The organism is Thermodesulfitimonas autotrophica (assembly GCF_003815015.1).
Classification (GTDB): Bacteria; Bacillota; Desulfotomaculia; order Desulfotomaculales; family Ammonificaceae; genus Thermodesulfitimonas; species Thermodesulfitimonas autotrophica.
The window spans coordinates 82,060-106,367 of the sequence record NZ_RKRE01000003.1 but is presented as its reverse complement, the minus strand read 5'-3'; the positions used below and the strand labels follow the sequence as shown (position 1 = coordinate 106,367).

The window sequence follows — 24,308 nt, the reverse complement described above, 5'->3', positions numbered from 1 at the left end:
AGGCGTGTCAATAATTTTTCAAATGTTCATTTAAGCACAAACAAAAAACCCCTCTCCCGGACAGGAGAGGGGTCAACCTTTCAAGCTACGTTCGGCTGATCAATGGAAGTCCTCGTATTCAATGAACGGACGGTCGATATCCACCATCGCGTTCACCATCAGCTCCACCAGGCCACCGTAGTTGATCCGGAACTTATCCCACAAGCCGTAATGGGTAATCGCGTCCCGGATGGTCCCTTTGCAGTTCGAGCAAGGAGCACACAGGTACTTAAAGGGATACTTCACCGGATCGAGTTCGTTCTTGAAGGCTTCGAGGGTCTGCCGCATCTTCATCCGGGCGCCAATCTTGTTCCGCCACTGCGGGAAGTTGAAGGACTGGATAATCGCGTAGCCCGAGCCGCCGCCGCAACAGTAATTATAAACCCCGTTGGGTGCCATTTCCCGGAACTGCGGCGCGATGGCTTTGAGCGCCAGACGCTGGGGCTTCACCACGCCCATCGCCCGAACCATGTTGCAAGGGTCGTGCAGCGTTACCGGGAAGTTATTCTTGCTCGGGTCGAACTTGATCGCCCCGCTCCGGATGATCTCCCACAAAAGTGGCAGGCAGCACTCCCGCTCGACCTCGGAGCTGGATAGCTCGCCGGCCAGCACCCGGTCGGCGATGACCACCAGGGCTTTAGTTGCGTGGCCGCACTCCCCAACAACTATCTTTCTGCAGCCGAGAGACTTAGCAATCTTCACGTGCCGGACTGCTACCCGCGCGAGCTCCACGTCGTCGTTCCAGAGCCCGTAGTTGACCGCATCGTAACCCACCGCCTCGCTGGCCAGCGTCCAGCTGATCCCCGCCGCCTCGAAAAGGATGGCGAAGGCTTCCGGGTTCTCCGGCCAAGATAAAAACTCGCCCGCATTATGGATCAACAGGATCTCTGCGCCCTTCTTGTCCACCGGTATCTTAATTTTCTTGCCGATCCGGTCACCGATATCCTCTTCCAGGAACTCCACGGCTTCCTTGAAACCGGACGGGCTCATCCCTGTTGAGGAGCCGACGCGCAGGTGCTGGACGCAACCCTTCTCTAAAATCTCAATTGGGGCAATGCCAAGCTCCTGGCTGAAAAGCTTCCTGAGCTCCCGGGCAATAAGCGCGTTATCGACGCCCATCGGGCAACGCTGAGCGCACCGGCGGCAAAGGGTGCAACGGTGCCCAAGCTCTGCCAGCCGCGTCACCGTCCGCCAGTTCACGTCGACATCCGCACCAACAAACTTCCCGAGCAGCTTCCCCTCCGGCGTAAAGTATTTTTTCCAGATGCGCCGCAGAATCTCCGACCGGTAAGTTGGCCGGTAGATTTCCTTACGGCCGCTCGCCAAGTAAGCGTGGCAGGCCTCGTTACAGGTCTGGCACTTAACACAGTAGTCAAAGGAGAGGCGGAGCGCCTGCTTGAAGGTCCAGCTATCCTCGGAATTAAAAAGTTTTTCGAGACCGCTTAGAAACCGCCGGACCAGGAAATCCTCTTCTTCCTTCGACTTGGGCTTCGGAATCCCGATGCAACAGTGGCCGTCAAGGCTCATCTCGTACTTATCGATGAACTTTTTGGGCGTGGGCTCAAGCGGGGGTTCCTCGTCAAGCCCCGGCAGATCGATAAGATCCCGCATCGACAAAGAAACAAGCGGGTCGTCGTTCGGCCGGGCAATATCTCTAATGCTAACTTCAAGCGCCATTATTTACCCTCCCTCGCGTCAACAATCTCAACCTCTTCAACCCAGGTCTTCCCAGGGACGATGTGTGGCCCGGCCCAAGTAAGCTTATAGGATAGCTGGGAGGTTATCTTTTTATCTACCGCCGAGCCCTTAACGTTTAAAATATCATCCCACAAAACCTTGTCAATCGTGAAGTACTTCGCGACGTAATGGAAGAGTTTAGAGAAGGGCATATAGAGCAGAAAAAGCTCGAAAATCAAAAATTGTAGCGCCACCCAGAAAGGAACCGTGACCGGCTGAAGCGTGACGGCACCCGCCACGTAAGCCCGCGCATCATCGAAGAAGTAGGGATCGGTTACCCAGGCGATAATGCCTGTCGCGAAGATTGCTAACAGGAAAAAGAGGTTAAAGTAATCTACGGGAGCCGTATAGGCGGCAAGCTCGGCAATCCCCACCCGTTTAAGGATGAGGCCCAGCGAACCGAAAGCACCGGCAATAATAGCTACAGCACCAACTACGTTGCTAAGGGGAGAAATAGCCCCCCAGTTAAAGACTTCTTCCACCACCAGCAGGACTGCCCAGAAGCACATCAGGTAAATACCCCAGTGCATGCAGAAGGAGAAAGGCCACATCCCGTACTTGTTGTACTCTTTTACCTTCTTCAGCAAAAAGACCTCTGAAGCCATATCCAAGATGCCGTTAATGCGAATGTGGTGGCGCGGCTTGCGGACGTAGTCAACCTCTTCCATGTAAGAACCGCCGTGATGGTGCTTGGGCTCGAGCGGCAGTGGGTAGAGCTCCCACCGCAGGTGGAGCGGCATAGAGTTAAACTTGATAAAGCGGTAGATTACCATAAAGACAAAGACCGCCACCGCGAGCCAGGCAAGGTAAGCTGCAAAAGATCCCATTTTTCTACCTCCTCAATGCTTGGAATCGACTCACTACTTGGAACCAAGCTCTCCGTAGTTGACCCTTCCGGCAACATCCTCCCGCCCCGACCTCAACCTCCCTTCCTGAGAGAAGCCCAACTGACTGGTGAAGAAAAAAGCAGACTACCGCGGCAGAAAAACCCCAGTGAACTTTGGTAAAATTATATATGCAGATTTCCGCTAAATTCAAGAGAAGCAGAGATTTACAGAATATTCTTAATATTTAAATAATTTTTCCGGGCTAAAATCAAAAGATTCAAAAAACAAGGGCTGCCCGTTGCGGCGCAGCCCCGTCAAGGAACAATTTTGGCGTGACGCTACTCGTTGCTTATGAATTCAAGTTCTATAAAAGGCTTCGGAAGATCCGCCATCGCGTTAACGATCAGCTCCACCAGGCCGCCATAAGTGATCCTGTATTTGTCCCAGAGACCGTAGTGGCCGATTAGGTCCCGCATCGCCCCCTTGCAGTTGGAACACGCCGCGATAACGTATTTCGGCTGGCTAGGGTCAAGACAATCCCTAAAAGCTTCGAGGATCTGCTTCGTCTTCATGCGCTCACTTACTTTTTTGCGCCACTGGGGGAAGTTAAGCTCGTTCATAATAGCAAACCCGCTACCGCCGCCACAACAGTAATTCCGCGCGCCATTAGGCGTCATTTCCCGGAACTGAGGGCAGATCGCCTTTACTACGTTACGTTGCGGCATAACGATACCCATCAACCTAGCTATGTTACACGAGTCGTGAAGCGTTGTCGGAAAGTTATTCCGGGAGGGGTCGAGTTTAATAACCCCACTCTTTACGATCTCCCAAAAAAGCGGCAGGCAGCTCTCCCGCGGTATCTCCGATATACTGAGGTCGCCGGGGAAGACCCGGTCGGTAATCACGCAGAGAGTTTTGGTCGCGTGACCGCACTCACCAACTACAATCTTCCTTACGCCGAGTTTTTTAGCAATTTGCACGTGCCGCAAACCTATTCGCGCCAGCTCCACGTCGTCGCAGAAGAGGCCGTAATTCACACCGTCGTATCCTACAGGCTCGCTGCTCAACGTATAATCGATGCCTGCGGCGTCGAAAAGAACCGCAAAAGCCCCCGGGTTTTCGGGCCAGGAGAGGTACTCCCCGGCGTTATGGATGAGCAGGATATCGGCACCTTTTTTGTCTACCGGGATTTTAATCTTCCTGCCCGTCCGGTCACCGATATCTTCTTCGATAAACTCGATCGCCTCTTTGAACCCCCCGACACTCATACCGGTAGAGGAACCCACTTTCAGGTGTTGCCGGGTGCCCTTGGCGTACAGCTCCTTCGGGGCTATGCCCATCTCCTGGCTGAAAAGTTTCCTTATCTCCCGCGCAATGAGGCCGTTATCGATGCCTACCGGGCAAACCTGCGCACACCTACGGCAGACGTTACAACGGTAAGATACCTCCATTAGCCGGATAACTAACTTGTAGTTAAGCTCGATGTCAGCACCAACGAGGGATTTCAGGAGTTTCCCGCTCGGCGTGAAATACTGCCGGTACAGACGCCGCAGGATCTCGGAACGGTAGGTCGGCCGGTAGATTTCCTGGTGCCCGCTCGCCACGAAAACATGGCACGCCTCGGAACAGGTCTGACACCGCATACAATAGTCGGTTGTAAGGCGGAGAATCTTTAAAAAGGTCCAGTTGTTTTGCGGGTCAAAAAGTTTTCCTAAACCACTTAAAAATCGCCTTACCAGCTCGGCCTTCTCCTGCTCCGTCTTCGGCTTAGGAACACCGACTGGAGAATGCCAATCGAGCGAAAGATCGTACTTTTCTAACCACGACTCTGGTGGCGGTTTAACCGGCGGTTCTGCATCAAGGTAAGGTAGGGGCATCAACTTTTTAGTGTCGAGCTTGAGCAACGGCTCATCGGTTAAGGCAGCCAGGCGATTAAAAGCCAGCCCTTTTTGCTCCTTCATTTTTCTCCACCCCCGTCGGTAAGCTGGGCTTCCTCAAGCCAGGTTTTACCAGGAACAATATGGGGACCCGCCCAGGAAACGATATACGAGAGTTGCTTGGCAATCTTTCGGTCAAGGGGACTATCCTTTACCTTAAAAGCGTCGTCCCAAAGAATCTTATCGAAGGTCAGGTACTTGATGGCGTAGTGGAAGAGTTTTGAAAAGGGCAGGTAAATCAGGAAAAGCTCAAAAAGAAGGAGGTGCAACCAAACCCAGAAGGGAACTGGGAGCGGCGAAGCCTCAAAAAAGAGCGCCTGTTTAATCAAGGCACGGGTGCAGTCGAACGTAAGGTCGGCGTAGGACCACGCGATAAGCCCGCTCCCAAAAACCGCACCGAGGAAAATCAGGTTGAAATAGTCCTCCGGCGTAGTGTAGGAACCGAGTTTATCATTGCCCACCCGCTTGAGAATAAGGCCGAGGGAGCCAAAAGCGCCGCTGATGAAGGCCACGGGGCCGAGAAAGTTCACCAGGCCAGTAAACACTCCTAATTTAAGGCGCGCCTCAACCGCCAGGAGCAAAAACCAGAGAAAGAGAAGGTAGATGCCCCAGTGCATCAGAAAGGAAAAGGGCCATAGACCGAACTGGTTATAATCCTTGAGCTTTTTTAGGAGAAAAACTTCCGAAGCCATATCTATCAAGCCGCCGATCCGGGTATGATGCCGCGCCTTTTTTACGAAATCAACCTCCTCCATGTAAGAGCCGCCGTAATGGTGTCGGGGTTCCGTAGGTACAGGATAAAGCTCCCAACGCAGAAAAACCGGTAGTGACGCATACCGCAGCATCCGGTAAAGCCCAACCAAAACAAATACCGCCACCGCAACCCACGCTAGATAACTAACGACTACCTCCATCCTCCGGCCCCCTTTTTTAGAATTTTTAAAATTTTCTTACAACTAAGAATAACATGGGGCGCCACGGAGGGCAAGAAGGAATTTGCCCGCCGTCTTGCCGTATGGTGGTAAAAAAAGCGCCAGACGGGCTCCATCAAGCCCAATTCCGGCGCAAAAACCACAAGTTTGCCGCGTCTCGTTACATTACGAAGAAAACCCTTTAAAACCGGGTAAAACCGGCCGCCACCTGGGCCAAACGGAGCAGCGGACCCGGGAAGAGGCCGAGCAGGATCACGCCGGCCAGGCCGAGGATCAGCGCCGCCTGGGTTCCCCAGCCATAGGTTATCGGTGTTGTCTCCGCCGGCTCATCGACGTACATAACCTTGATAACCTGGAAGTAGTAATAGATCGAGATCACGCTTAACAGCAGCGCAACGGCCGCTATAACCACGTACCCCGCCTGAACCGCTGCCGCAAAGACTGCAAATTTCGCCATAAAACCGGCCAGGGGCGGTACCCCCGCCAGTGAAGCTAAGGCGATCACCATGACGAAAGTTAGGAAGGGTGCCCGCCGGTTGAGCCCGGCAAAGGCACTCGTTTCGCCGCCTGCCGTAAAGTCGGCGAAAGCACTGATCACCGCGAAAGCCGTAACCGTTGATACCGCGTAGAGTAGGGAATAGTACATCACCGCCGCAGTACCCAGGCCGCTGCGCGCAACAACCGCAAGCAGGATGTAGCCGGCATGCGCGATACTCGAGTAGGCGAGCAGCCGTTTGATGTTGGTTTGCGGTAGCGCCAGAATGTTACCGATAGCTACGGTGATGAGCGCCAAGATCACCAGGAGCGGCAGCCAGACACCGCTTAACCCGGCAAAGGTTTCGCCAAAGAGGCGCAGCACCGCCGCCAGCGACGCCGCACTCGAACCGGTTGCCAGGAAGGCCACCGCTGGACTCGGCCCGCCTTCATAAACGTCGGGCGCCCACATGTGGAAGGGTACAACATAGATTTTGAACCCCAGACCGGCCAGGATCAGCAGGCAGCCCACACCGGATAGTACCGGCCATTCCCCTGCACTGAAGGCCTGCCTGATAGCCGTTAGGTAGGTGCTCCCGGTAAGTCCGTAAATGAGACTCATCCCGTAGAGAAGCACCGCCGACGCAAGACCGCTTAAAAGCAGGTACTTCAGACCTGCCTCTGCCGGCCGCACCTCACCACGTTGCAGCGCGAGTAGCACGTAGAAGCTGACGCTGATGAGCTCGAGGGCGATGTAGAGCGTGATGAAGTCAAGCGCCGAAGGCAGAAGCATCATCCCTGCGGCCGCAAAAAGAACTACAGAGGCGAAGTCCCCGCTCTTCACTCCCTTCCGGACCAAAAAATCCGGCGCGAAGAGCAGGGTCATGCCGGCGGCCACAATGGCAACCAGCTTGAAGAAAACGGCCAGGTCGTCAACCCGGTAGCTGCCGTAGAAAGCAGTCTGATTCACCCCAAAAAGCTTCGCGGCGAAAATGCCCGCTAAGAGAAGCCCGCCGACGCCAAACCAGGCCGCATCCTTCCTTTGCAGGTCGGCCTTTGTAAAGATGCGCTCCGTCAGGATGATGAGCCCGCACAAGGACACGATGATTTCCGGCAGTAACAACTTGACCGCATCCATTTACCGCACACCCCCTAACGCCGCGAGCCAAGTAGTAAGACCCGCTACCGGCGTGGCCCCTTTAAAACCAGCCATGATCGGATCTAACCCGCTGGTGATCAAATTCATAAGCAACGACGGATAGACACCCATGGCGACAATGAAGAAAACGATGACCGTGATCACAACCCAGTCGTGCCACACCGCGTCTTTGAGCTTGGCGAATTCCTTATGCCGCAAAGGCTCAAAGTAAACGCGCTGCAGGGCCCGCAGCATGTAGTAAGCCGTGAAAACGATACCCGAAATCGCAAGGATGGAGAGCGTCGGGAAAATAGGGAAAGAGCCGACGAAGACGGAGAACTCCGCCCAGAAACTTGCCGTTCCCGGCAGGCCCACGGAAGCCAAACAACCGATGGCGAAGGCGATTCCTAACACCGGCATCACCTTGGCCAGACCGCCCATCGCCGCGATTACCCGGGTATGCGTCCGGTCGTACGTCATTCCCGCAATGGCAAAGTTCAGGGCCGCCATGATCCCGTGGGCGAAAAACTGGAAAAGCGCTCCCGCCAGACTCGCGACCGTGAGAGCAGCAATACCGAGCACCGAGTACCCCATATGGCTGATACTCGAGTTGGCGATCATGTATTTGAGGTCCTTCTGGCCCATGGCAACGAAAGCAGCGTAGACCACGCAGACGATCGCCAGCACCGCGATCACCGGCGCCCAGAAGAGCGCCCCCTGCGGGAAGAGCCAGCAGGCGATCCGAATGATACCGTAAGCCCCCAACTTCATCACGACGCCGGCCAGGATCATACTACCGGCCGTAGGCGCTCCCGTATGGGCGTCGGGTAACCAGGAGTGGAGCGGCACAATCGGTACCTGAACTGAAAACCCGAGGGCAAAGATTGCGAAAAGCAACAACTGCTGGTTGCGGGTAAACTCATGCCTGGCGAGTTCCAGAAGGTCAAGCGAGTTAATCCCCGCTACGAAGTAAAGGCAGAGAATACCGAGGAGGGTGATGGCGCCGCCCAGCGTGAGGTAAAGGGCGAGCTTCATGGCTGCGTATTCCTTCTTCGTACTTCCCCAGACGGAAATCAGGATGTATTTCGGCAGCACCGCCAACTCGAAGAAAACGAAGAGGAGAAAGATATCAAAGGAAGCGAAGACACCGGCACAGGCGAAGGTAAGCGCCAAGAAGGTGATGTAATACTCCTTCACCCGGTCTTGGATGCCCCAGGAGGCAAAGACGCCCGTAAAGCCGACGATTGCCGTGAGGAGCAACATCACGGCGCTGATTCCGTCAACCCCTACAAAGTACTTGATACCGAAGCTCGGCAGCCAGTTGATCTTTTCCGCGAATTGAACACCGCCCGCGCTAAGGTCGTAGGCGAGAACCAGATAAGCCGCAAGGACCAGGGAAATCCCCGTCGTGACGGCCGCAATCCAGCGAATCAGCTCTTTCCGCGCTGGAGACAAGCAGAAGATGAGCGCTGCCCCGACCAGGGGTGCAAAAACGGTAGCGCTTACAACCGGAAAGCTCATCGTATCCCCCCTCCAATCGCCGCACTCACACCAGGTTCACCCAGAACCAGGACGGCCACAATCACCAGCACGCCTAAGAAGAAAATCAGCGCGTAACGCTGCACCCAGCCGTTCTGGAAGAGCCGGAGCGAGCGTCCCAGATCCATGAAGAAGGCACCGATGCCGTTGGCCAGAACACCCGTGAAGATGTTTTCCTCGAACCAGGCCAGCACCGCCGCGCCGCCGTCAACAAAGCGCCGGATGAACCAGAGGTAGATTTCGTCGAAGTAGTACTTCCGCTCGAAGAGCCGGTAGATCGGTCCGAGCATCTCGGAAAGCGGGTCCGCCGCAGTCTTCCGGCGCCCGTAGATCGCCCAGGCCGCGCCAATACCCGCAAGCACCATCAGGTTCGAAATTACCAACGTGGGAACGTCGAACCCTGCAGCGTGGTGCGGGTGTTTGTAATATACAAAGGAAGCAAAACCATGCTCAATCCCCGGCCAGGCAAGAAAGCCGGCAAAAATCGCGAAGAGGGAGAGGACCGTGAGCGGTACGATAACCGTCCAGGGTTCCCGCCGCAGGTGGCGGTCCGACTCCTCCCGCGCCACCGGATCCACCGGTTCCATCTTCCATACCTGGCTAGGCCGCGGGTTGCCAATATCGGGCAGCTCCTCGTGGTGGTCGTGGTCGTGACCGTGGCTGACCGGAGACCACTCCGAACGTGGTCCGAAGAAAACTACGAAGATAAGCCGGAAGGTATAGAAGGCGGTCATGAAGGCGATGATCGTTCCCAGCCAGTAGAGTCCCATATGGCCGCTCTCCTTCGCCGCCACCAGGATCTCATCCTTACTGAAGAAACCGGCGAAGGGGAAAAGACCGGCGTTGGAAAGACCAGCGATGATCATCGTAACGGCCGTAACCTTCATAAACCGGTAGAGACCGCCCATCCGCCAGATATTCTCCTCGTGGAAATAGAGGAGCATCACGCTGCCGGCACACAAGAAGAGCAGGGCCTTAAAGAAGGCATGGACCATAAGGTGGAAGGTGCCCGCCGTGAAGCCCCCCACGCCGAGCGCCATCATCATGTAGGCAAGGTGGCTACAGGTGGAGTAGGCGATGATCCGCTTCATGCGGCTCTGAGCGATGGCCATCGAAGCGGCAAGGAAAGCGGTAATACCGCCGATGTAGGCAACCACGAGCATCGCCTGCTCGCTCACGTGGTAAAGGTCGTAAACCCGGGCCACGAGGTAGACGCCTGCCGCAACCATGGTGGCGGCGTGGATGAGCGCGCTGACCGGGGTAGGACCTTCCATCGCGTCCGGGAGCCAGACGTGCAGTGGAAACTGCGCCGACTTACCAATGGCGCCGCAGAAGACCAGAACCGCCGCTACAGTGAGGGCTAAACCCGACAACTGCCCGGTCTCAATCGCGTGTGAAACCGCCCCGTAATTGAAAGCGCCGACATAGTAGAAAAGCATCAGGATACCGAGCAAGAAACCAAAGTCACCAAACCGCGTAACCACAAAGGCTTTCTTGGCCGCCGCCGCTGCTGCCGGCTTGAAGTACCAAAAGCCGATCAACAAGTAGGAACAGAGGCCGACCAGTTCCCAGAAGATGTAGACCATCAGGAAGTTGTTGGCGAAGACGATCCCGAGCATCGAAAAGGTGAAAAGCCCCATGAAGGCAAAGTAGCGCGAATAGCCGGGATCATGCTCCATGTAAGCCGTTGAGTAAACCTGGATGAAAAAGCTTACGAAGGAGACCACGAAAGCCATGGCGGCGGATAGCGGGTCGACCAGGACGCCGAATTCAATCTTCACCGGCCCCACCGTAAGCCACTTGATAGACGATTCGTAGACGCCAGGTGTAGCAATAACCCGGGCCAGCTGAATTATAGCCAACACCGCACTGGCACCAATCGCCGAAACAGTCACCAAACCGCTGAGCTTCTTGTAGGGCCAGGTTACCAGGCTAATTATCAGAAAGGCCGCAAGCGGTAAGAACAAAATCCACCACGCTAATTCCATCGTCTCTTCCGCCTTTCCTTACAATCTACCCGGCTAACCCTTCAGCCAGGTGAAGTCGTCGAGGTTGACGGTGTCCCGGTAGCGGTTCAGCACCAGCACGATTGCCAGACCTACCGCCACCTCTGCTGCGGCAACGGCGATAGTGAAAATGACAAAAAGCTGACCGAGCAACGCCCCGGGATCGATAAAGCGGGCGAAGGCCACCAAGTTGATATTCACCGCGTTAAGCATCAGCTCAATGCACATCAGCACCACGATCGCGTTCCGCTTTGTCAGCGCCCCGAAGAGCCCGATAACGAAAAGGATGGTGCTGAGGCCGAAGTAACAGGGCAGACCCACCATCAGGATTTACGCACCTCCTCCAGGGCGATCATAACCGCGCCAACGAGAGCCACCAGTAAAAGGACCGCCGCAATCTCGAAGGGAACCGCCAGCTTGCTCAGCATGGCCTCACCAAGGTACCGGGTGATGTCGGTAACCGGCGCCTGGTCCGAAATCCGCCACGGCTTCTGGCAGCCCAGCCCGACGAGGATCACCCCGAGCGCCGCCGCGACCAGCGTGCCAATTACCAGTTGCGGCAGGTTGCCCACAAACCGGTTCGAATCGACCATCCGGCCGCGCCGCGTGAGCATGATGGCGAAAGCAATAACCACTGCCACCGCGCCAACGTAAATCAGAACCTGCATCACCGCTAAGAAATTAGCCTGAAGGGTAAAGTAGACTCCGGCCACTCCGAGGAAGCAGACCACCATCGCCACTGCGGCGTGAAAGATGTTGCGCAGAAAAACAACTCCCAGACCCCCACCAAGCACAAGAACGGTTAGGGCAGCAAACGCAACGTAACTTCCGAGTTGTCCGTCAACCATCACTCAGCCACCTTCCTTTGAGCGGATTCCTCCCGCCCCGCCGGACCCTTGACCGCCACGGCCTTACCCCCACCAGTTGCCCCGGGGCTCGGCGCGGGTAGAAATCCCTCAGCAAGCTCCACCCGGAGGACAGAACGGTCGTAACAGGTAAGGTTGATCTGGTCGGTCATGACCAGCGCGTTCTTGTTGCAAGCCTCCACGCAGAAGCCGCAGTAGAGGCAGTACTGCAGGTCCATCTCGTAGCCGACCAGGCGCAGCTTCTTGTCCTCGCCCCGTTCCGTCCTGACGGTGATCACCCGGTTGGGGCAGGCATTCTGACACAGTTTACAGCCGACACACCGCGCCGGGTAAAAACAGAAGCCGCCCCGGTAAATGGGTGAAAACTTTAACTTCTTAAACGGATACTCAACAGTGATGGGGCGCTTTAACATCACCCCGAGGGTTACCCGTAAACCACGTAATGCTCCTCTTCCGTGCGCCACGCTTTCTCACCCACCAATCCACCGAATAAGGGCAACCTCGCCGGCGCTAACAAAGATGTTGAGCAGCGCCAGCGGTACGAGAATCTTCCACGCAAAGTCCATCATCTGGTCAATCCGGAACCGGAGCCACGTCGAACGCACCCACATGATGCAGAAGGTTAAGGCCATCGCCTTGACCATAAACCAGACAAAGGGCCAGAGCCACGGCAGGAAAGAGAAAACCGGACCGTGCCAGCCGCCCAAGAAAAGCGTCGTGGCCATAGCCGAAATGGCAAAGGTATTCCCGAACTCTGCCAGGAAGAAAAGGGCGAAGCGCATCCCGCTGTACTCGGTATTGTAGCCGGCAACCAACTCCGATTCTCCTTCTGGCAGATCGAAGGGCGTCTGCCCCGTTTCCGCCAGCCCGCAGAGAAAGTAGATAATGAAGCCGAGCGGCTGGAGGAAAATAAACCACCGGGGGAGGAAGCCGAGCCAGGTTCCGCTCTGCGCCCGGACAATTTCCTGCGTGCTGAGCGTCCCTGCAAGCATCACCGCTCCCAAGAGAGCCAGCACCATCGGAACCTCATAGCTGACCACCTGGGCCACCGAACGCATACCGCCCACGAGGGAGTACTTGCTATTGGAGCCCCAACCGGCCATGAGCAGACCGAAGGCCGCCAAGGAACCAAAAGCAATGAAAAAGAGAAGGCCGACGTCAAGGTCGTTAAGGATCCAGGTCGGTGAGAGGGGCAAAACCATAAAAATCATACCGCAGGACAAGAAAACAAGGTAAGGCGCTAAAATGAAAACCGGTCGGTCAACCTGGGCGGGAATGATGTCTTCCTTTTGCATCAATTTGAGGGCGTCCGCCACGGTCTGGAGTAAACCAAACGGACCCGTGACCCGTGGCCCCAACCGGCACTGCATATGCCCCATGACCTTCCGCAGCATATAAACCAGCACGAGCGCCAGGATAGAAATCAGGGTTAAGACCAAAAGACCCGCGCCGACCCGGTAGAGTATTTCCGCCAGCCAGGCCGGAACGCCGCAGCCTTTCAGCCACCCGATTATCGCCGGGTAGGCACCCAAGCCTTGGGTTACATCCACATTTTCACCCCTTTGCGACTATTGAAGCCTAACGGTCCACTTCGCCCATTACCGCGTCGTAGCCAGCGAAGATGGCGATAAAGTCGGCAATCTTCCAGCCCCGCACTAATTCCGGCAGGGACTGCAGGTTGATGAAGAGCGGCGGCCGCCACCGGAAACGGTAAGGATTAGGCCCGCCATCGCTCACCACATAGCACCCCAGATCCCCCTTAGGCGATTCGATATGGACGTAAGCTTCGCCCGCAGGAGGCTTCAAAACCTTAGGCACCTTGCCCATGACGGGACCCGGGCCCACTTCCTCGAGGTAAGCGATCGCCTGCTCGATGATCCGCATGCTCTGCCACATCTCGAGGACGCGCAGCCAGTAAAAATCCCACGCGTCGCCGTTCTTGCCAAGCGGCACCTTAAAATCAAACTTGCTGTAGAGCGAGTACGGGTCCACCTTGCGGACGTCGTAGTTCACACCCGCAGCCCGAAGCATCGGACCGGTGATGGAGTACTTTAGCGCAACCTCCTTCGTGAGTTTCCCGACCCGCTTCAGCCGCATCTGGAAGATCTCGTTGCCGCTTAGGATGTTGTTGTACTGCTCAATGTGACCCGGCATTTCCTTGAGGAACTTTTTGAGCCGCGGGATGAACTCGTCCGGCAGGTCGCGCGCCACCCCGCCAATCCGGAAGTAAGTGGGGAACAATCGCCCCCCGGAAAGCATCTCCAATAGATCGTAGATCGTTTCCCGCTCACGCCAGACGTAGAGGAAGGGCGTAATAGCTCCGGTATCCAGACCAAAGCAACCAATCGCCATCAGGTGGCTGTGGATACGGCCGAGCTCCGCAAGGATGACCCGGATGATCTCCGCCCGTAAGGGGACTTCGATCCCGGCTAGCTTTTCCACCGCCATCACGTAAACCTGGTTGTTGTTGATCGCCGCCAGGTAGTCGGTCCGGTCGGTGTACGGGATAACCTGGGCCCAAGTCCGCGTCTCCGCGATCTTTTCGAGGCCCCGGTGGAGGTAACCGATAATCGGCTTGAGATCAACGATCGTTTCCCCGTCAAGTTCCACAACAGCCCGGAAAACGCCGTGCATCGAAGGGTGTTGCGGCCCAAAGTTTACCAGCACCGTCCGCGGGGCGCCGTTGCCGTTCGGGGAAATTTCTCTGATGTCGAGCGGTCCTTCTGTAGAGGTACCGGTCAGGTAGATTTCGTGCGGTTCGGTTTCCGGTGGTGCCTGATCGAAAGCCTTGAAGTCTTTCCGGAAGGGATGCCCTTCGAAACCTTCCCAAAGCATGATCCGGCTGAGATTGGGGTGGCCGGTAAATTTGACCCCGAAGTAATCGTAAACCTCCCGCTCCAGCCAGTTGGCCGCGGGCCAGATGTTGCTTGCGGTAGCCACTTCCGGTTGGTTCCGGTCAACCGGAACCTTGACCACCACCGTATCGGGTTTCTCGAGGTTCATCAACCGGTAGACGACCGTGATCTGGTTCTCCTTGATGTAGTCGACCGCGGTAAGATCGTGGAGCTGGTGGAAGTCGTAATCATCCCGGAGCGCCTGCAGCACGTCTGCGGCCTGCGGCGGTGCAACCTTAAGCTCGAGAACGCCGTCACGGTCGATACTGACCGTAACCGCTTCCCCGAAACGCCTGGAAAGGCCGGCTTTTATCTTTTCGGCATCGCGCGTTTTCATCGCCCTCTACTCACCACCGATTCCTTCATAATCTTTTCCCGCAGCCGCAAAATACCCTCAATGAGCGCCTCCGGCCGCGGCGGGCATCCCGGGACGTAAACATCCACCGGGATGATCTGATCAACGCCCGGTACCACGCTGTAAGAATCGCGGAAAGGCCCGCCGCTGATCGCACAGGAACCCATCGCCAGAACGTACTTGGGGGAAGCCATCTGCTCGTACAGGCGCTTCACGGTCGGCGCCATCTTTTTGGTGAGCGTTCCGGCCACTAACATCAGGTCCGCCTGCCGGGGTGAAGCGCGAAACATTACGCCGAACCGGTCAAGGTCATAGCGGGCCAGCGAGCCCGCCATCATTTCAATCGCGCAACAGGCCAGACCGAAGGTGAGCGGCCAGATGGAGCTCATACGCGCCCAGTTAAAAACGAGATCGAGCGGCGCGATGAGAACGTTACGGTGGACCACCATTTTCTTCAGCGCCGCCCGGGTCGCCTCCTGAATCCGGTCCTGCACGCAGACCACTGGCTCCGCCCCGGACGCCGCAACAGCCCCGGAGTGACCGGTATCTTCCATGGAAACCGAGCGTTCTACTTCCATTCGAGTGCTCCTTCCTTCCAGGCGTAACCCAGGCCGACCAGCAGAATGAGAATAAAAAGAATAGCCTCGATGTAAGCAAAGAGGCCGAGCCGGTGCAGGGCTACCGCCCAAGGGTAAAGAAAGATTGTCTCCACATCGAAGACGACGAAAACGAGAGCATAGAGGTAATAGGCCACGCGGAAACGGACCCATGTCTCGCCCCGCGTAGGAATACCGCACTCGTAAGGGGCCTGTTTAACAGGCGATTTGGGAGGCTTAGCGCGAAGAACCCATGCCAGAGCCAGCACAAAAACCGAAAAGCCCAGAATCACCAACGGATAGATAGCCAGGGTTAAGTAATCCTGCTGCAAACAACTCCACCTCCCGGATAAGATTTGGAGCCTCCGCGAGCTACCCTGAACCAACCGCTCCGGCCGGAACTTGATTCTTGCCCGCAAATGTTCCGGTCTTTACAGGCTGGCCCGGTCTTCCTGCGTCTCACCTCCCCGAGCTTTTATGAGCTCTTTAATTGTTGAGTAACTCAGAAACAAAAACTATCCGGAAAATTTTCTCTTTAAAAGGATTATGAAGCAAGGGACAGGTCTATTACGTCTTCTTTTTGGTCGAAATTTGCCGAAAGAAACCAGGAACAGCCTAAATTTTCATATTATTTTAATATAAAGCACCAGGGCTTTCAACATCTTTCTCTTAACGGGTGGTTAAAAAGTTTTAGCGGCAGCTATAAGGTCCGTAAGTGTCTCCTCCTCCCGAAGAACAACCGCCGCCCTACGAACCCTCACCCGAAGTCCGGCGTCAGCCATTCCTCCGCCACCTTCTCTACCCGCTGGTGCTTCTTGAGCCGCCCGGCCAGCTCTGCGGCTTTAAAACCTCCAGGTAAAAGCATCTCCGGCACGAGCTGCGATAGCGGCACAACCACGAAGGCGCGCTCCGTAAGATGAGGGTGCGGCAAGGTCAACTCCGGCGTAGCAAGCTGCAGGTCGCCATAGAGCAGGAGGTCCAGATCAATGAGGCGTGGGCCCCAGCGTTTTTCCCGGACCCGGCCGAGGGACGCCTCGATCTTAAGGAGCCACGCCAGAAGTTCCCGGGGCGGCAGCGCCGTTTCTACCTCAACCACACTGTTGAAAAACTCCGGCTGGTCCTCAACCCCTAAAGGGGCGGTACGGTAGAGCGGGGCCACCCGCTTTACCGTAATCTCCCCTGTCTCCGCGAGCAGCCGTACGGCCCGGCGCATATTCTCGCGCCGGTCACCAAGGTTACTGCCGACGCCGATATAGGCAGTCACTTCGCCGGACAACTTTTCCCCCGCAAGATTTCCACGCCGACGGTTTCGAAATATCCCGGCAGCGGTGCCCCCGGTTTTCTTACCCGCACGCCCACCTGCCGGACCGGAAAACTCTCGAGGATGGCGGTAGCCACCGCCTCCGCCAGCGCTTCGAGCAACTGGAAGGAACGGCCGCAGACTACCGCTTCCACCTTATGGTAGACATCCAGGTAGTTGATAGTCAGCTCCAGGTCGTCCGCCCGCCCGGCAAGGGAAAGGTCAAGGTAAAGGGCCACGTCAATCAGAAAACGTTGCCCGGTCTCCCTCTCCGCAGGGAACACGCCGTGCCGCGCAAAAAAAGCCATCCCTTCAAGAAAAATCTTATCCATGTAATTACGCGCCCCGCCGAAATTCAGCCTTTGCGCTTTAAAGCATCGGTCATCCGCGCCACCCGGACCATCTCCTTGACGTCGTGCACCCGGACGATATCTGCGCCCTTCATGATGCCCACGGCTACTGTAGCCGCTGTTCCTTCCATCCTCTCGGAAACGGGAAGGTCAAGCGCGTAACCGATGAAGGACTTCCGGGAGGTCCCGATAAGGATCGGGCAGCCCAGGGCGTTGAGTTCCTCAAGCCGGCGCATCACCTCGAGGTTTTGTTCGGGTGTTTTGCCAAAACCGATGCCCGGGTCAATAATGATCCGCTCCCGCGGGATGCCGGCCGATACAGCAAAGGCGATCCGCTCGTTGAAATAGGCGATAATATCCGCCATTAGGTCCCGGTAGGCCGTCCCCTTCTGGTTATGCATTAGCACCACCGGGGCACCAGCAGCGGCTACTGCCTCGGCCATCCCTTCGTCCCGCAGCGCCCACTGGTCGTTCACGATGTGCGCCCCCGCCGCCAGCGCCGCCCGCGCGACCGCTGCCTTTGAGGTATCGATCGAGACGGGCACCGGAACCGCAGGGATAACCGCCTCCAGTACCGGAAGCACCCGCCGCATCTCTTCCGCCGCGTCGACCGGCGTGTGGCCGGGGCGTGTCGACTCGCCCCCGATATCGATGATATCTGCGCCCTGCGCCACCATCTCTATCGCCCGCGCTTTCGCGGCTTCCACCGTTTCGTAGCGGCCCCCGTCGGAAAAGGAATCGGGCGTCACGTTGAGGATGCCCATTACCAGGGTCCGTTCCCCGATAACCAGCTGCCGGCCCCGGCAATCTAAGGTGTAGGGCCGACGCCCTTCAATATTCTCCAGCACCCGGCGGATCTCCTCACCGAGCCGCGCGAGACCGAAAGGCTGGAGGCGCAGTTTACGCACTAACTCTTCGTACTGGCGGAGGGTTCCCAAGAGCAGAACGTCCGTTTCCGCCACCGAATGATTGATTACCCCGCGGGAGACAGCCGCCTCCCCGCCTTTTGATAGCATCTCCTGCTTCAAAATGTTGGCCTGTACGGGGCTGAGCCCGCGAATTTTTACCGCCCGGAAGACCGCCTTCGGCGCCATAATCCGGCAACCCGGATCGTCGGCCCCCACACTCCTTATTTCTTCCGCCGCCGCCCGGAGGTTGGCAACTGTCACCACGCGCACTTCGTACTCGGTTCCCATTTTCATCGCGATCCCACCGACAAAAGAGCCGCAGGATAACTCCCCCTGCGGCTTTTCCGCCTCCTTACCTAACTCAGAGACTTCCCGTCAAGCTTGGCGTCGAGGATGCGGGGCAAGTGCTCCAGCCCGCTCTGGTCACATTCCTCAATTTCCCCGGCGTCCACCAACTTCGCGAGCTTGGGGTCAACGGGGAGGGTGGCGAGCAACTCGAGCCCCGTTTCCGCCGCTACGGTTTTGCCCTGCGGCGCGCCGAAAGCGTAAATCTTCTCGCCGCACTGCGGGCAGACGATGTAGGCCATGTTTTCGACCAACCCGAGAAGCGGGACCCCCATCATCTCGGCCATTCTGATCGCCTTCCGGACTACCATGATGGTAAGGTCCTGCGGCGACGAAACCACGATAATCCCGCTTAGCGGCAACGACTGCATCACCGTCAGCGGCACATCCCCCGTCCCGGGCGGCAAATCAACAAAAAGGTAGTCCAGGTCGCCCCACGCCACGTCGGTCCAGAACTGCTTGATTGCGCCGCTGATTACCGGTCCCCGCCAGATAACCGGCTCATCCTCTTTTTCGAGGAAGAGGTTCATCGAGATCACCCGGATACCGCAGGCCGTCCGCAGCGGGTAAAGGACTTCTCCCACAACCTCCGGGCGCCCCTTTACCCCAAAGCTCTTCGGGATGCTCGGGCCAGTGACGTCGGCGTCGAGGATGCCCACCTGGTAGCCGTCGCGGGTGAAGGTTACCGCCAAAAGCGAAGTAACGAGGGACTTACCAACCCCCCCCTTGCCGCTCATCACGGCCACGACCCGCTTCACGTTAGAAAGCTCGTTCTGCTGCAAGTACTCGAACTTTGGTTTCCCTTTGCCGGCTTCGCGCCCGTCACAGGCAGCGCAGGCTTCTCCGGTCTGCCCACTTTTCGTTTCCCCGCTCAAAGCAAAATCACCCCGTCCGTCCAGAATTTTATTCCCTGCCGCAGCGCCGCCGGTGCCGGTAACCCCGAAAAACCTCGCGTATTTCCGCAGGCGTTATATTTTTGATTTCTGCGCTGCCACATTTGGGGCACACCTCGGTTTCCGGGTTCCCCCGTGGCTCTTCCCACTCATTCTTGCAGGCCGGGCACTGCATTCGCCGCGTAATTAACTGGAAATAACCTCCTTCAACCCGGATAGCCTTCCCCTTTACCAACGCCTCCGCAATCTTCGCGCGGGCTCCGGTCAGCAGCCGCTGAAAAGTAGGGCGCGAGATGCCCATCCGGTCGGCACACTCTTCCTGCTCGAGTCCTTCCAGGTCTTTAAGTCTGATCGCCTCTACCTCCTCTACCCCGAGAGAAACCTCTTCCAGGCGGTAAAGGGGTATCCCGGCGGGTTTAAAAAAGGTGCAGTGGGGCATGTACTCTACCCGACGGCACTTTGGCGGCCTCCCCAAGCTCGCAGCCCCCTTTCGAAAAGATCGCGGAAGGGCGAGGACCAAGATATAATTATACCGGCTGGGATAAACCGGGTCAAGAAAAGCGACGGGAATTGGGGCAAAAACACCCGGGGCAAAACGCTGCAGCCGGACCAAAACCGGAACAGAGGCAAAAACCGCCCGGTAAAAGTTACGGGGAGGTAATTTCCTCCCCGTACTCGTTTTCCCCGCGTCAGGTGCCCCACGGTTAAAAGAGACCCACAGTACGCCCGTTTTCGTCGATATCCACCTTGAAGGCCGCCGGCTGCGAAGGCAACCCGGGCATAGTCCGCATCGCCCCGGCCAGCGGGTAAAGGAAACCGGCACCGACCGACGCCCGGATATCGCGGATCGGGAAGATGTAATCCCGCGGCACGTTGAGCAGCTTCGGGTCGTGGGAAATCGAGAGGTGGGTCTTGGCCATACAGATGGGCAGTTTACCCCATCCCTGGGCCTCGAACTGGGCGATCTTTCTCTCCGCCAACGGCTCGTACCGCACCCCGGCAGCATTATAAACCTTAGTCGCCAAAATCTCGATTTTTTCCTTGATTGTGAGATGATCCGGATAAAGGAACTGGAAGTTGCTCGGTTTTTCGCAGGCCTCTACCACGGCCCTCGCCAAGTCGACCGCCCCGGCGCCGCCATCCGCCCAGACGGTGATCGGGTAGGCCCCTTCCGCCCCGGCCGCGAGCGCCTTCTGCCGCACCGCCTCGACCTCGGCATCGGTATCGCTGACAAACCGGTTGATGGAAACCAGCACCGGAACACCGAAGTACCGCGCGATCTTGATCATATGGGCGAGGTTCTCGCAGCCCCGCTCGACGGCGGGCACGTTCTCCCGCAGAATCTCTTCCGGCAGCGGTTTCCCAGCCACCACGTTGCCGACGCCGCCGTGCATTTTAAGCGCCCGGATGGTACACGTGATTACCACACAATCAGGCTTCAGGCCCGAGTAACGACACTTGATGTTCATAAACTTCTCCATCCCGAGGTCCGCGCCGAAGCCGCTCTCCGTAACCACGTAATCCGCAAGCTTCAGCGCCATCATATCCGCCAAGATGGAACATTGGCCGTGAGCGATGTTCGCAAACGGACCGGCGTGGAGGATACAGGGCTGCCCCTCAAGTGTCTGGATCAGGTTCGGCTTGATAGCTTCCTTCATGATTACGGTCATGGCCCCGGCTGCCTTCAGGTCCTCTGCCGTAACCGGCTTCCCATCGTAGCTGTAGCCGATAACGATCCGCCCCAAACGCCGGCGCATATCCTTGAGGCTGGTCGTAAGCGCTAGGATCGCCATTACTTCGGAAGCCACCGTAATATCAAAGCCGGCCTCGCGCGGGTATCCGTTCTCCCGGCCGCCGAGTCCGATCACGATGTTGCGTAGCGCCCGGTCGTTCACGTCAACCACCCGCGGCCACATAATGGTAAGCGGGTCGATGTTGAGCGGGTTCTTGTGGAGGATAGAGGCATCAATCATCGCCGCGAGCAGGTTGTGCGCCTGCCCTACGGCGTGAATGTCACCGGTAAAGTGAATGTTTAAGTCCTCCATCGGCACGACCTGGGAGTAGCCGCCGCCCGCAGCACCGCCCTTAATGCCGAAAACCGGCCCCATCGAGGGCTGGCGGAGGGTGCAGATCACCTTCTTGCCGATCTTCCCGAGAGCCTGCGTGAGACCGATGGTGGTAACGGTTTTTCCTTCACCAAGGGGGGTAGGGGTGATGGCGGTAACGTCGATGTACTTTCCGTTAGGGCGGTCCTTAAATTTCTCCAGGACCTCAAGTTTGATCTTGGCTTTGTAACGGCCGTAGTAGTCAATGTCATCCTCGTCGAGGCCGATCGAGGCGGCGATGTCCCGGATCGGGATCATCTTGTGGGCTTGGGCAATCTCGAGGTCGCTCGGTACAACCCGCATACAGCTCTCCCATCCCTTCTTTTGTGAAAATTCTCGGCTTACCCCCGTCAGGGATTTTGATTGCTTTAGTTTAGCACTTTCCCGGGTCGTTTTACAATAAACCCCGCTTTTAAAAGCCATAAACGGCGCCCAAACTGCCAAAAAAGGGCATTGATTAGCTCACCCCGCAAAAGCCAGCCGCACCCAACACAAAGGCGGCCCCCACAGGGCCGCCCCGAACATTGACGCTGCGTAACATGGACCCGCGAAGATTACTCATAAATCCACCTATCGAGCGGCCGCTCGTAATTTAAGAGCTCGTCCGCCTTAAAAAAGATGTCGATCTCCCGCGCCGCGCTCGCCGGCGAATCAGAGCCGTGCACCACGTTGCGCCCCACGTCGATCCCGTACGTACCGCGGATCGTACCGGGAAGCGCCTTCTGCGGGTCAGTTGCCCCCATCATTTCCCGCGCCGCGGCGATTACGTTCTTCCCCTCCCAGACCATAGCGACCACGGGACCGGAAGTGATGTAACGCACCAGCCCTTCAAAAAAAGGTTTGCCGCGGTGCTCGGCGTAATGGGTTTCGGCAACTTCACGCGGCATGGTAAACATCTTGAGCCCCACCAGCTTGTAGCCGCGCCGCTCAAAACGGGCAATGATCTCACCGACAAGACCCCGTTGCACCCCGTCGGGCTTAACCATAACGAAAGTCCGTTCCAAAAATCTCTACCTCCCAGTGCTACTTAGCCTTCTGTTTTAACCGGCAGTCCCCTACTTTCGCCGGCTTTACCGCCCGCCGCCTTAACCGCCAGGCCGCTCAAAACCGCAACTTCCTAAAGGTAACCGCCGGCTCCGGTTGGGTCAGCGGTAAGGGACACTTCGTCTCCTTATTGAAAGAGATCGCCGGCGCCGGCTTGTCTTCGGCGCGGCCATCCTCCGGCACCCCCATGAGCGCAGCAAACTCTTCCGCTTCGATCGTCTCCTGCTCAATAAGGCGGTTGGCCACTAACTCGAGCTTGTCGCGGTTCGCGGTCAGAATCTCCCGCGCCCGGTTGTAGCAATCGTCAATCACCCGCCGCACCTCGCGGTCAATCGCGTAGGCAATCTCCTCGCTGTAATTCCGGTCCCGCGCGATATCCCGGCCCAGGAAAGGCGTGTCGTGCTTGTGGCCGAAAGTGAGCGGGCCCAGTTCCTCGCTCATCCCGTACTCCATGATCATCCGGCGCGCGATCTCCGTAGCCCGCTCGAGGTCATTCTGGGCGCCGGTGCTCACCTCTTTAAGCATCAGGTCCTCGGCTACCCGCCCCCCTAACAGCATGGTGATCTGGTCCAACAGCTGGGACCGCGTCATGTAGTAGCGGTCTTCCTTCGGCAGCAAAAGCGTATAGCCGCCCGTCCGCCCGCGCGGGATAATCGAAATCTTATGCACCGGGTCGGTATGCGGCAGGAGGTAACCTACGATTGCGTGACCAGCTTCGTGATAGGCAACGAGCCGCTTTTCCTTGTCGCTTATGACCCGGGACTTCTTCTCCGGACCGGCGATTACGCGCTCGACCGCATTTTCCAGGTCCTCCATATCAATCTTCTTTTTATTCCGCCGCGCTGCGAGAAGGGCCGCCTCGTTCAAGACGTTCGCCAAGTCGGCACCGCTGAAACCGGGTGTCCGCCGGGCCAACACGTCCAGGTCCACATCATCAGCCAAAGGCTTGCCACGGGCGTGGACCTTCAGGATCTCCTTGCGGCCGTTGATGTCGGGGATGTCCACCACGATCTGCCGGTCAAACCGCCCGGGACGCAAAAGCGCCGGGTCCAAGATATCAGGCCGGTTGGTCGCGGCGATGACGATTATGCCGTCGTTAGGGTTGAAGCCGTCCATCTCTACCAGGAGCTGGTTGAGCGTCTGCTCCCGCTCGTCGTGGCCGCCGCCCAAACCCGCACCCCGCTGGCGCCCCACCGCGTCGATTTCGTCAATAAAAACGATGCAGGGCGCGTTTTTCTTGGCCTGCTCAAAAAGATCCCGCACCCGCGCGGCCCCCACGCCGACAAACATTTCCACGAAATCCGAGCCGCTGATGCTGAAAAAGGGAACGCCCGCCTCCCCGGCCACCGCTCGCGCCAGGAGCGTCTTCCCGGTACCCGGTGCGCCGAAAAGGAGCACCCCTTTGGGAATGCGTGCCCCTAACTCGCTAAACTTCCGGGGGTTCTTCAGGAACTCGACGACCTCCTGAAGCTCCTCCTTCACCTCGTCAATGCCGGCAACGTCGGCAAAGGTGACCCGCTTCCGCTCGTCGGTATGCAGCCGCGCCCGGCTTTTACCGAAAGACATCACCCGGCTGCCGCCTCCCTGCGTTTGCTGCAACATAAAGAAAAAGAGCCCGATGAAGACCAGCACCGGTAAAAGGGCGGTAAGGAGATTCGCCCACCAACCGGGCTCCTGAGGCGGCAACTGCTCAATCCGCACTTTTTTCTCCCTGAGAAGCGGGTAAAGCCGGTCGTCAAGCACGGGACCGGTAGTCCGGAATTTGGTGCCGTTGCGCTTGGTCCCCTCGATAAAGTTGGTGTTGCTCTGGGTCCGGATGACCACGCTGGCAACTTCGCCCTGCTCAAGCGCCTGGAAAAAATCGCTATAGCTGATGCTGGCAACGTCGCCTTTGGGTGGTCTGGCGTACTGAATAAGCAAAATGATCACCAGGACGATGAGCAGGTAAATGCCTACGTTTTTAAAACGCTGCAAAAAACTCTCCCCCCGTTTTTCTCCCACCAAACGAAAGATTACTAACCAA

21 protein-coding genes and 1 pseudogene are annotated in these 24,308 nt (G+C 57.3%); all 22 read right to left on the bottom strand.

Annotated features, from left to right (window positions below; translation table 11 throughout):
- Positions 1–99: 99 nt before the first annotated feature.
- Positions 100–1,716: a (Fe-S)-binding protein gene (locus EDD75_RS07925; RefSeq protein WP_123930753.1), complete on the bottom strand. Its 1,617-nt coding sequence runs from the start codon at positions 1,714–1,716 to the stop codon at positions 100–102.
- On the bottom strand, positions 1,716–2,603 hold the full coding sequence (locus tag EDD75_RS07920; protein ID WP_123930750.1) for a respiratory nitrate reductase subunit gamma: 888 nt from the start codon (positions 2,601–2,603) through the stop codon (positions 1,716–1,718). The genes EDD75_RS07925 and EDD75_RS07920 overlap by 1 nt, the downstream gene beginning before the upstream one ends.
- A gap of 338 nt (positions 2,604–2,941) precedes the next feature.
- Complete coding sequence (locus EDD75_RS07915; RefSeq protein ID WP_123930747.1) at positions 2,942–4,564, bottom strand: (Fe-S)-binding protein; 1,623 nt, start codon at positions 4,562–4,564, stop codon at positions 2,942–2,944.
- The gene (locus EDD75_RS07910; protein WP_123930744.1) at positions 4,561–5,454 is read right to left on the bottom strand and encodes a respiratory nitrate reductase subunit gamma; all 894 of its coding nucleotides are present in this window, start codon (positions 5,452–5,454) and stop codon (positions 4,561–4,563) included. Before EDD75_RS07910 ends, EDD75_RS07915 begins: the two co-directional genes overlap by 4 nt.
- A gap of 199 nt (positions 5,455–5,653) precedes the next feature.
- Positions 5,654–7,084: an NADH-quinone oxidoreductase subunit N gene (locus EDD75_RS07905; RefSeq protein WP_123930741.1), complete on the bottom strand. Its 1,431-nt coding sequence runs from the start codon at positions 7,082–7,084 to the stop codon at positions 5,654–5,656.
- Positions 7,085–8,605 carry a complex I subunit 4 family protein gene (locus tag EDD75_RS07900; RefSeq protein WP_123930738.1) on the bottom strand — a complete coding sequence of 507 codons (1,521 nt, stop codon included), beginning with the start codon at positions 8,603–8,605 and terminating at the stop codon, positions 7,085–7,087.
- Positions 8,602–10,611: an NADH-quinone oxidoreductase subunit L gene (nuoL, locus tag EDD75_RS07895; RefSeq protein WP_123930735.1), complete on the bottom strand. Its 2,010-nt coding sequence runs from the start codon at positions 10,609–10,611 to the stop codon at positions 8,602–8,604. The genes EDD75_RS07900 and nuoL overlap by 4 nt, the downstream gene beginning before the upstream one ends.
- A 33-nt stretch (positions 10,612–10,644) precedes the next feature.
- Complete coding sequence (gene nuoK / locus EDD75_RS07890; RefSeq protein ID WP_123930733.1) at positions 10,645–10,953, bottom strand: NADH-quinone oxidoreductase subunit NuoK; 309 nt, start codon at positions 10,951–10,953, stop codon at positions 10,645–10,647.
- Positions 10,953–11,477: an NADH-quinone oxidoreductase subunit J family protein gene (locus EDD75_RS07885; protein WP_123930730.1), complete on the bottom strand. Its 525-nt coding sequence runs from the start codon at positions 11,475–11,477 to the stop codon at positions 10,953–10,955. Before EDD75_RS07885 ends, nuoK begins: the two co-directional genes overlap by 1 nt.
- Positions 11,477–11,959 (bottom strand): 4Fe-4S dicluster domain-containing protein, encoded by a 483-nt coding sequence (locus tag EDD75_RS07880; RefSeq protein WP_123930727.1) that lies wholly within the window; start codon positions 11,957–11,959, stop codon positions 11,477–11,479. Before EDD75_RS07880 ends, EDD75_RS07885 begins: the two co-directional genes overlap by 1 nt.
- A gap of 6 nt (positions 11,960–11,965) precedes the next feature.
- Positions 11,966–13,045, bottom strand: coding sequence for an NADH-quinone oxidoreductase subunit NuoH (nuoH, locus tag EDD75_RS07875; protein WP_245963132.1), 1,080 nt, complete (start codon positions 13,043–13,045; stop codon positions 11,966–11,968).
- Between the two features lie 28 nt (positions 13,046–13,073).
- Positions 13,074–14,726, bottom strand: a complete 1,653-nt coding sequence (locus EDD75_RS07870; protein ID WP_123930724.1) for an NADH-quinone oxidoreductase subunit D — start codon at positions 14,724–14,726, stop codon at positions 13,074–13,076.
- On the bottom strand, positions 14,723–15,322 hold the full coding sequence (locus EDD75_RS07865; protein WP_425451661.1) for an NADH-quinone oxidoreductase subunit B: 600 nt from the start codon (positions 15,320–15,322) through the stop codon (positions 14,723–14,725). Before EDD75_RS07865 ends, EDD75_RS07870 begins: the two co-directional genes overlap by 4 nt.
- Positions 15,313–15,672, bottom strand: a complete 360-nt coding sequence (locus tag EDD75_RS07860; RefSeq protein ID WP_123930720.1) for an NADH-quinone oxidoreductase subunit A — start codon at positions 15,670–15,672, stop codon at positions 15,313–15,315. Before EDD75_RS07860 ends, EDD75_RS07865 begins: the two co-directional genes overlap by 10 nt.
- Before the next feature lie 425 nt (positions 15,673–16,097).
- Entirely contained in the window at positions 16,098–16,616 is a 519-nt protein-coding gene (gene folK / locus EDD75_RS07855; RefSeq protein ID WP_211328155.1) for a 2-amino-4-hydroxy-6-hydroxymethyldihydropteridine diphosphokinase, read from the bottom strand.
- On the bottom strand, positions 16,601–16,972 hold the full coding sequence (gene folB / locus EDD75_RS07850) for a dihydroneopterin aldolase (RefSeq protein ID WP_123930718.1): 372 nt from the start codon (positions 16,970–16,972) through the stop codon (positions 16,601–16,603). The genes folK and folB overlap by 16 nt, the downstream gene beginning before the upstream one ends.
- Positions 16,973–16,995: 23 nt before the next feature.
- Complete coding sequence (folP, locus tag EDD75_RS11605) at positions 16,996–18,192, bottom strand: dihydropteroate synthase (protein WP_245963131.1); 1,197 nt, start codon at positions 18,190–18,192, stop codon at positions 16,996–16,998.
- 62 nt (positions 18,193–18,254) lie between these two features.
- On the bottom strand, positions 18,255–19,118 hold the full coding sequence (locus EDD75_RS07840) for an Mrp/NBP35 family ATP-binding protein (protein WP_123930714.1): 864 nt from the start codon (positions 19,116–19,118) through the stop codon (positions 18,255–18,257).
- A 205-nt stretch (positions 19,119–19,323) separates the two neighbouring features.
- Positions 19,324–19,611 (bottom strand): annotated as a pseudogene (locus EDD75_RS11585) (DUF134 domain-containing protein); the annotation flags it as partial.
- A gap of 229 nt (positions 19,612–19,840) precedes the next feature.
- Positions 19,841–21,544, bottom strand: coding sequence for a formate--tetrahydrofolate ligase (locus EDD75_RS07830; RefSeq protein ID WP_123930708.1), 1,704 nt, complete (start codon positions 21,542–21,544; stop codon positions 19,841–19,843).
- Positions 21,545–21,795: 251 nt separating this feature from the next.
- The gene (ndk, locus tag EDD75_RS07825; RefSeq protein WP_123930705.1) at positions 21,796–22,245 is read right to left on the bottom strand and encodes a nucleoside-diphosphate kinase; all 450 of its coding nucleotides are present in this window, start codon (positions 22,243–22,245) and stop codon (positions 21,796–21,798) included.
- Between the two features lie 97 nt (positions 22,246–22,342).
- A complete protein-coding gene (gene ftsH, locus EDD75_RS07820) occupies positions 22,343–24,259 on the bottom strand; it encodes an ATP-dependent zinc metalloprotease FtsH (protein ID WP_123930702.1) in 1,917 nt (638 codons plus the stop codon).
- Positions 24,260–24,308 lie beyond the last annotated feature (49 nt).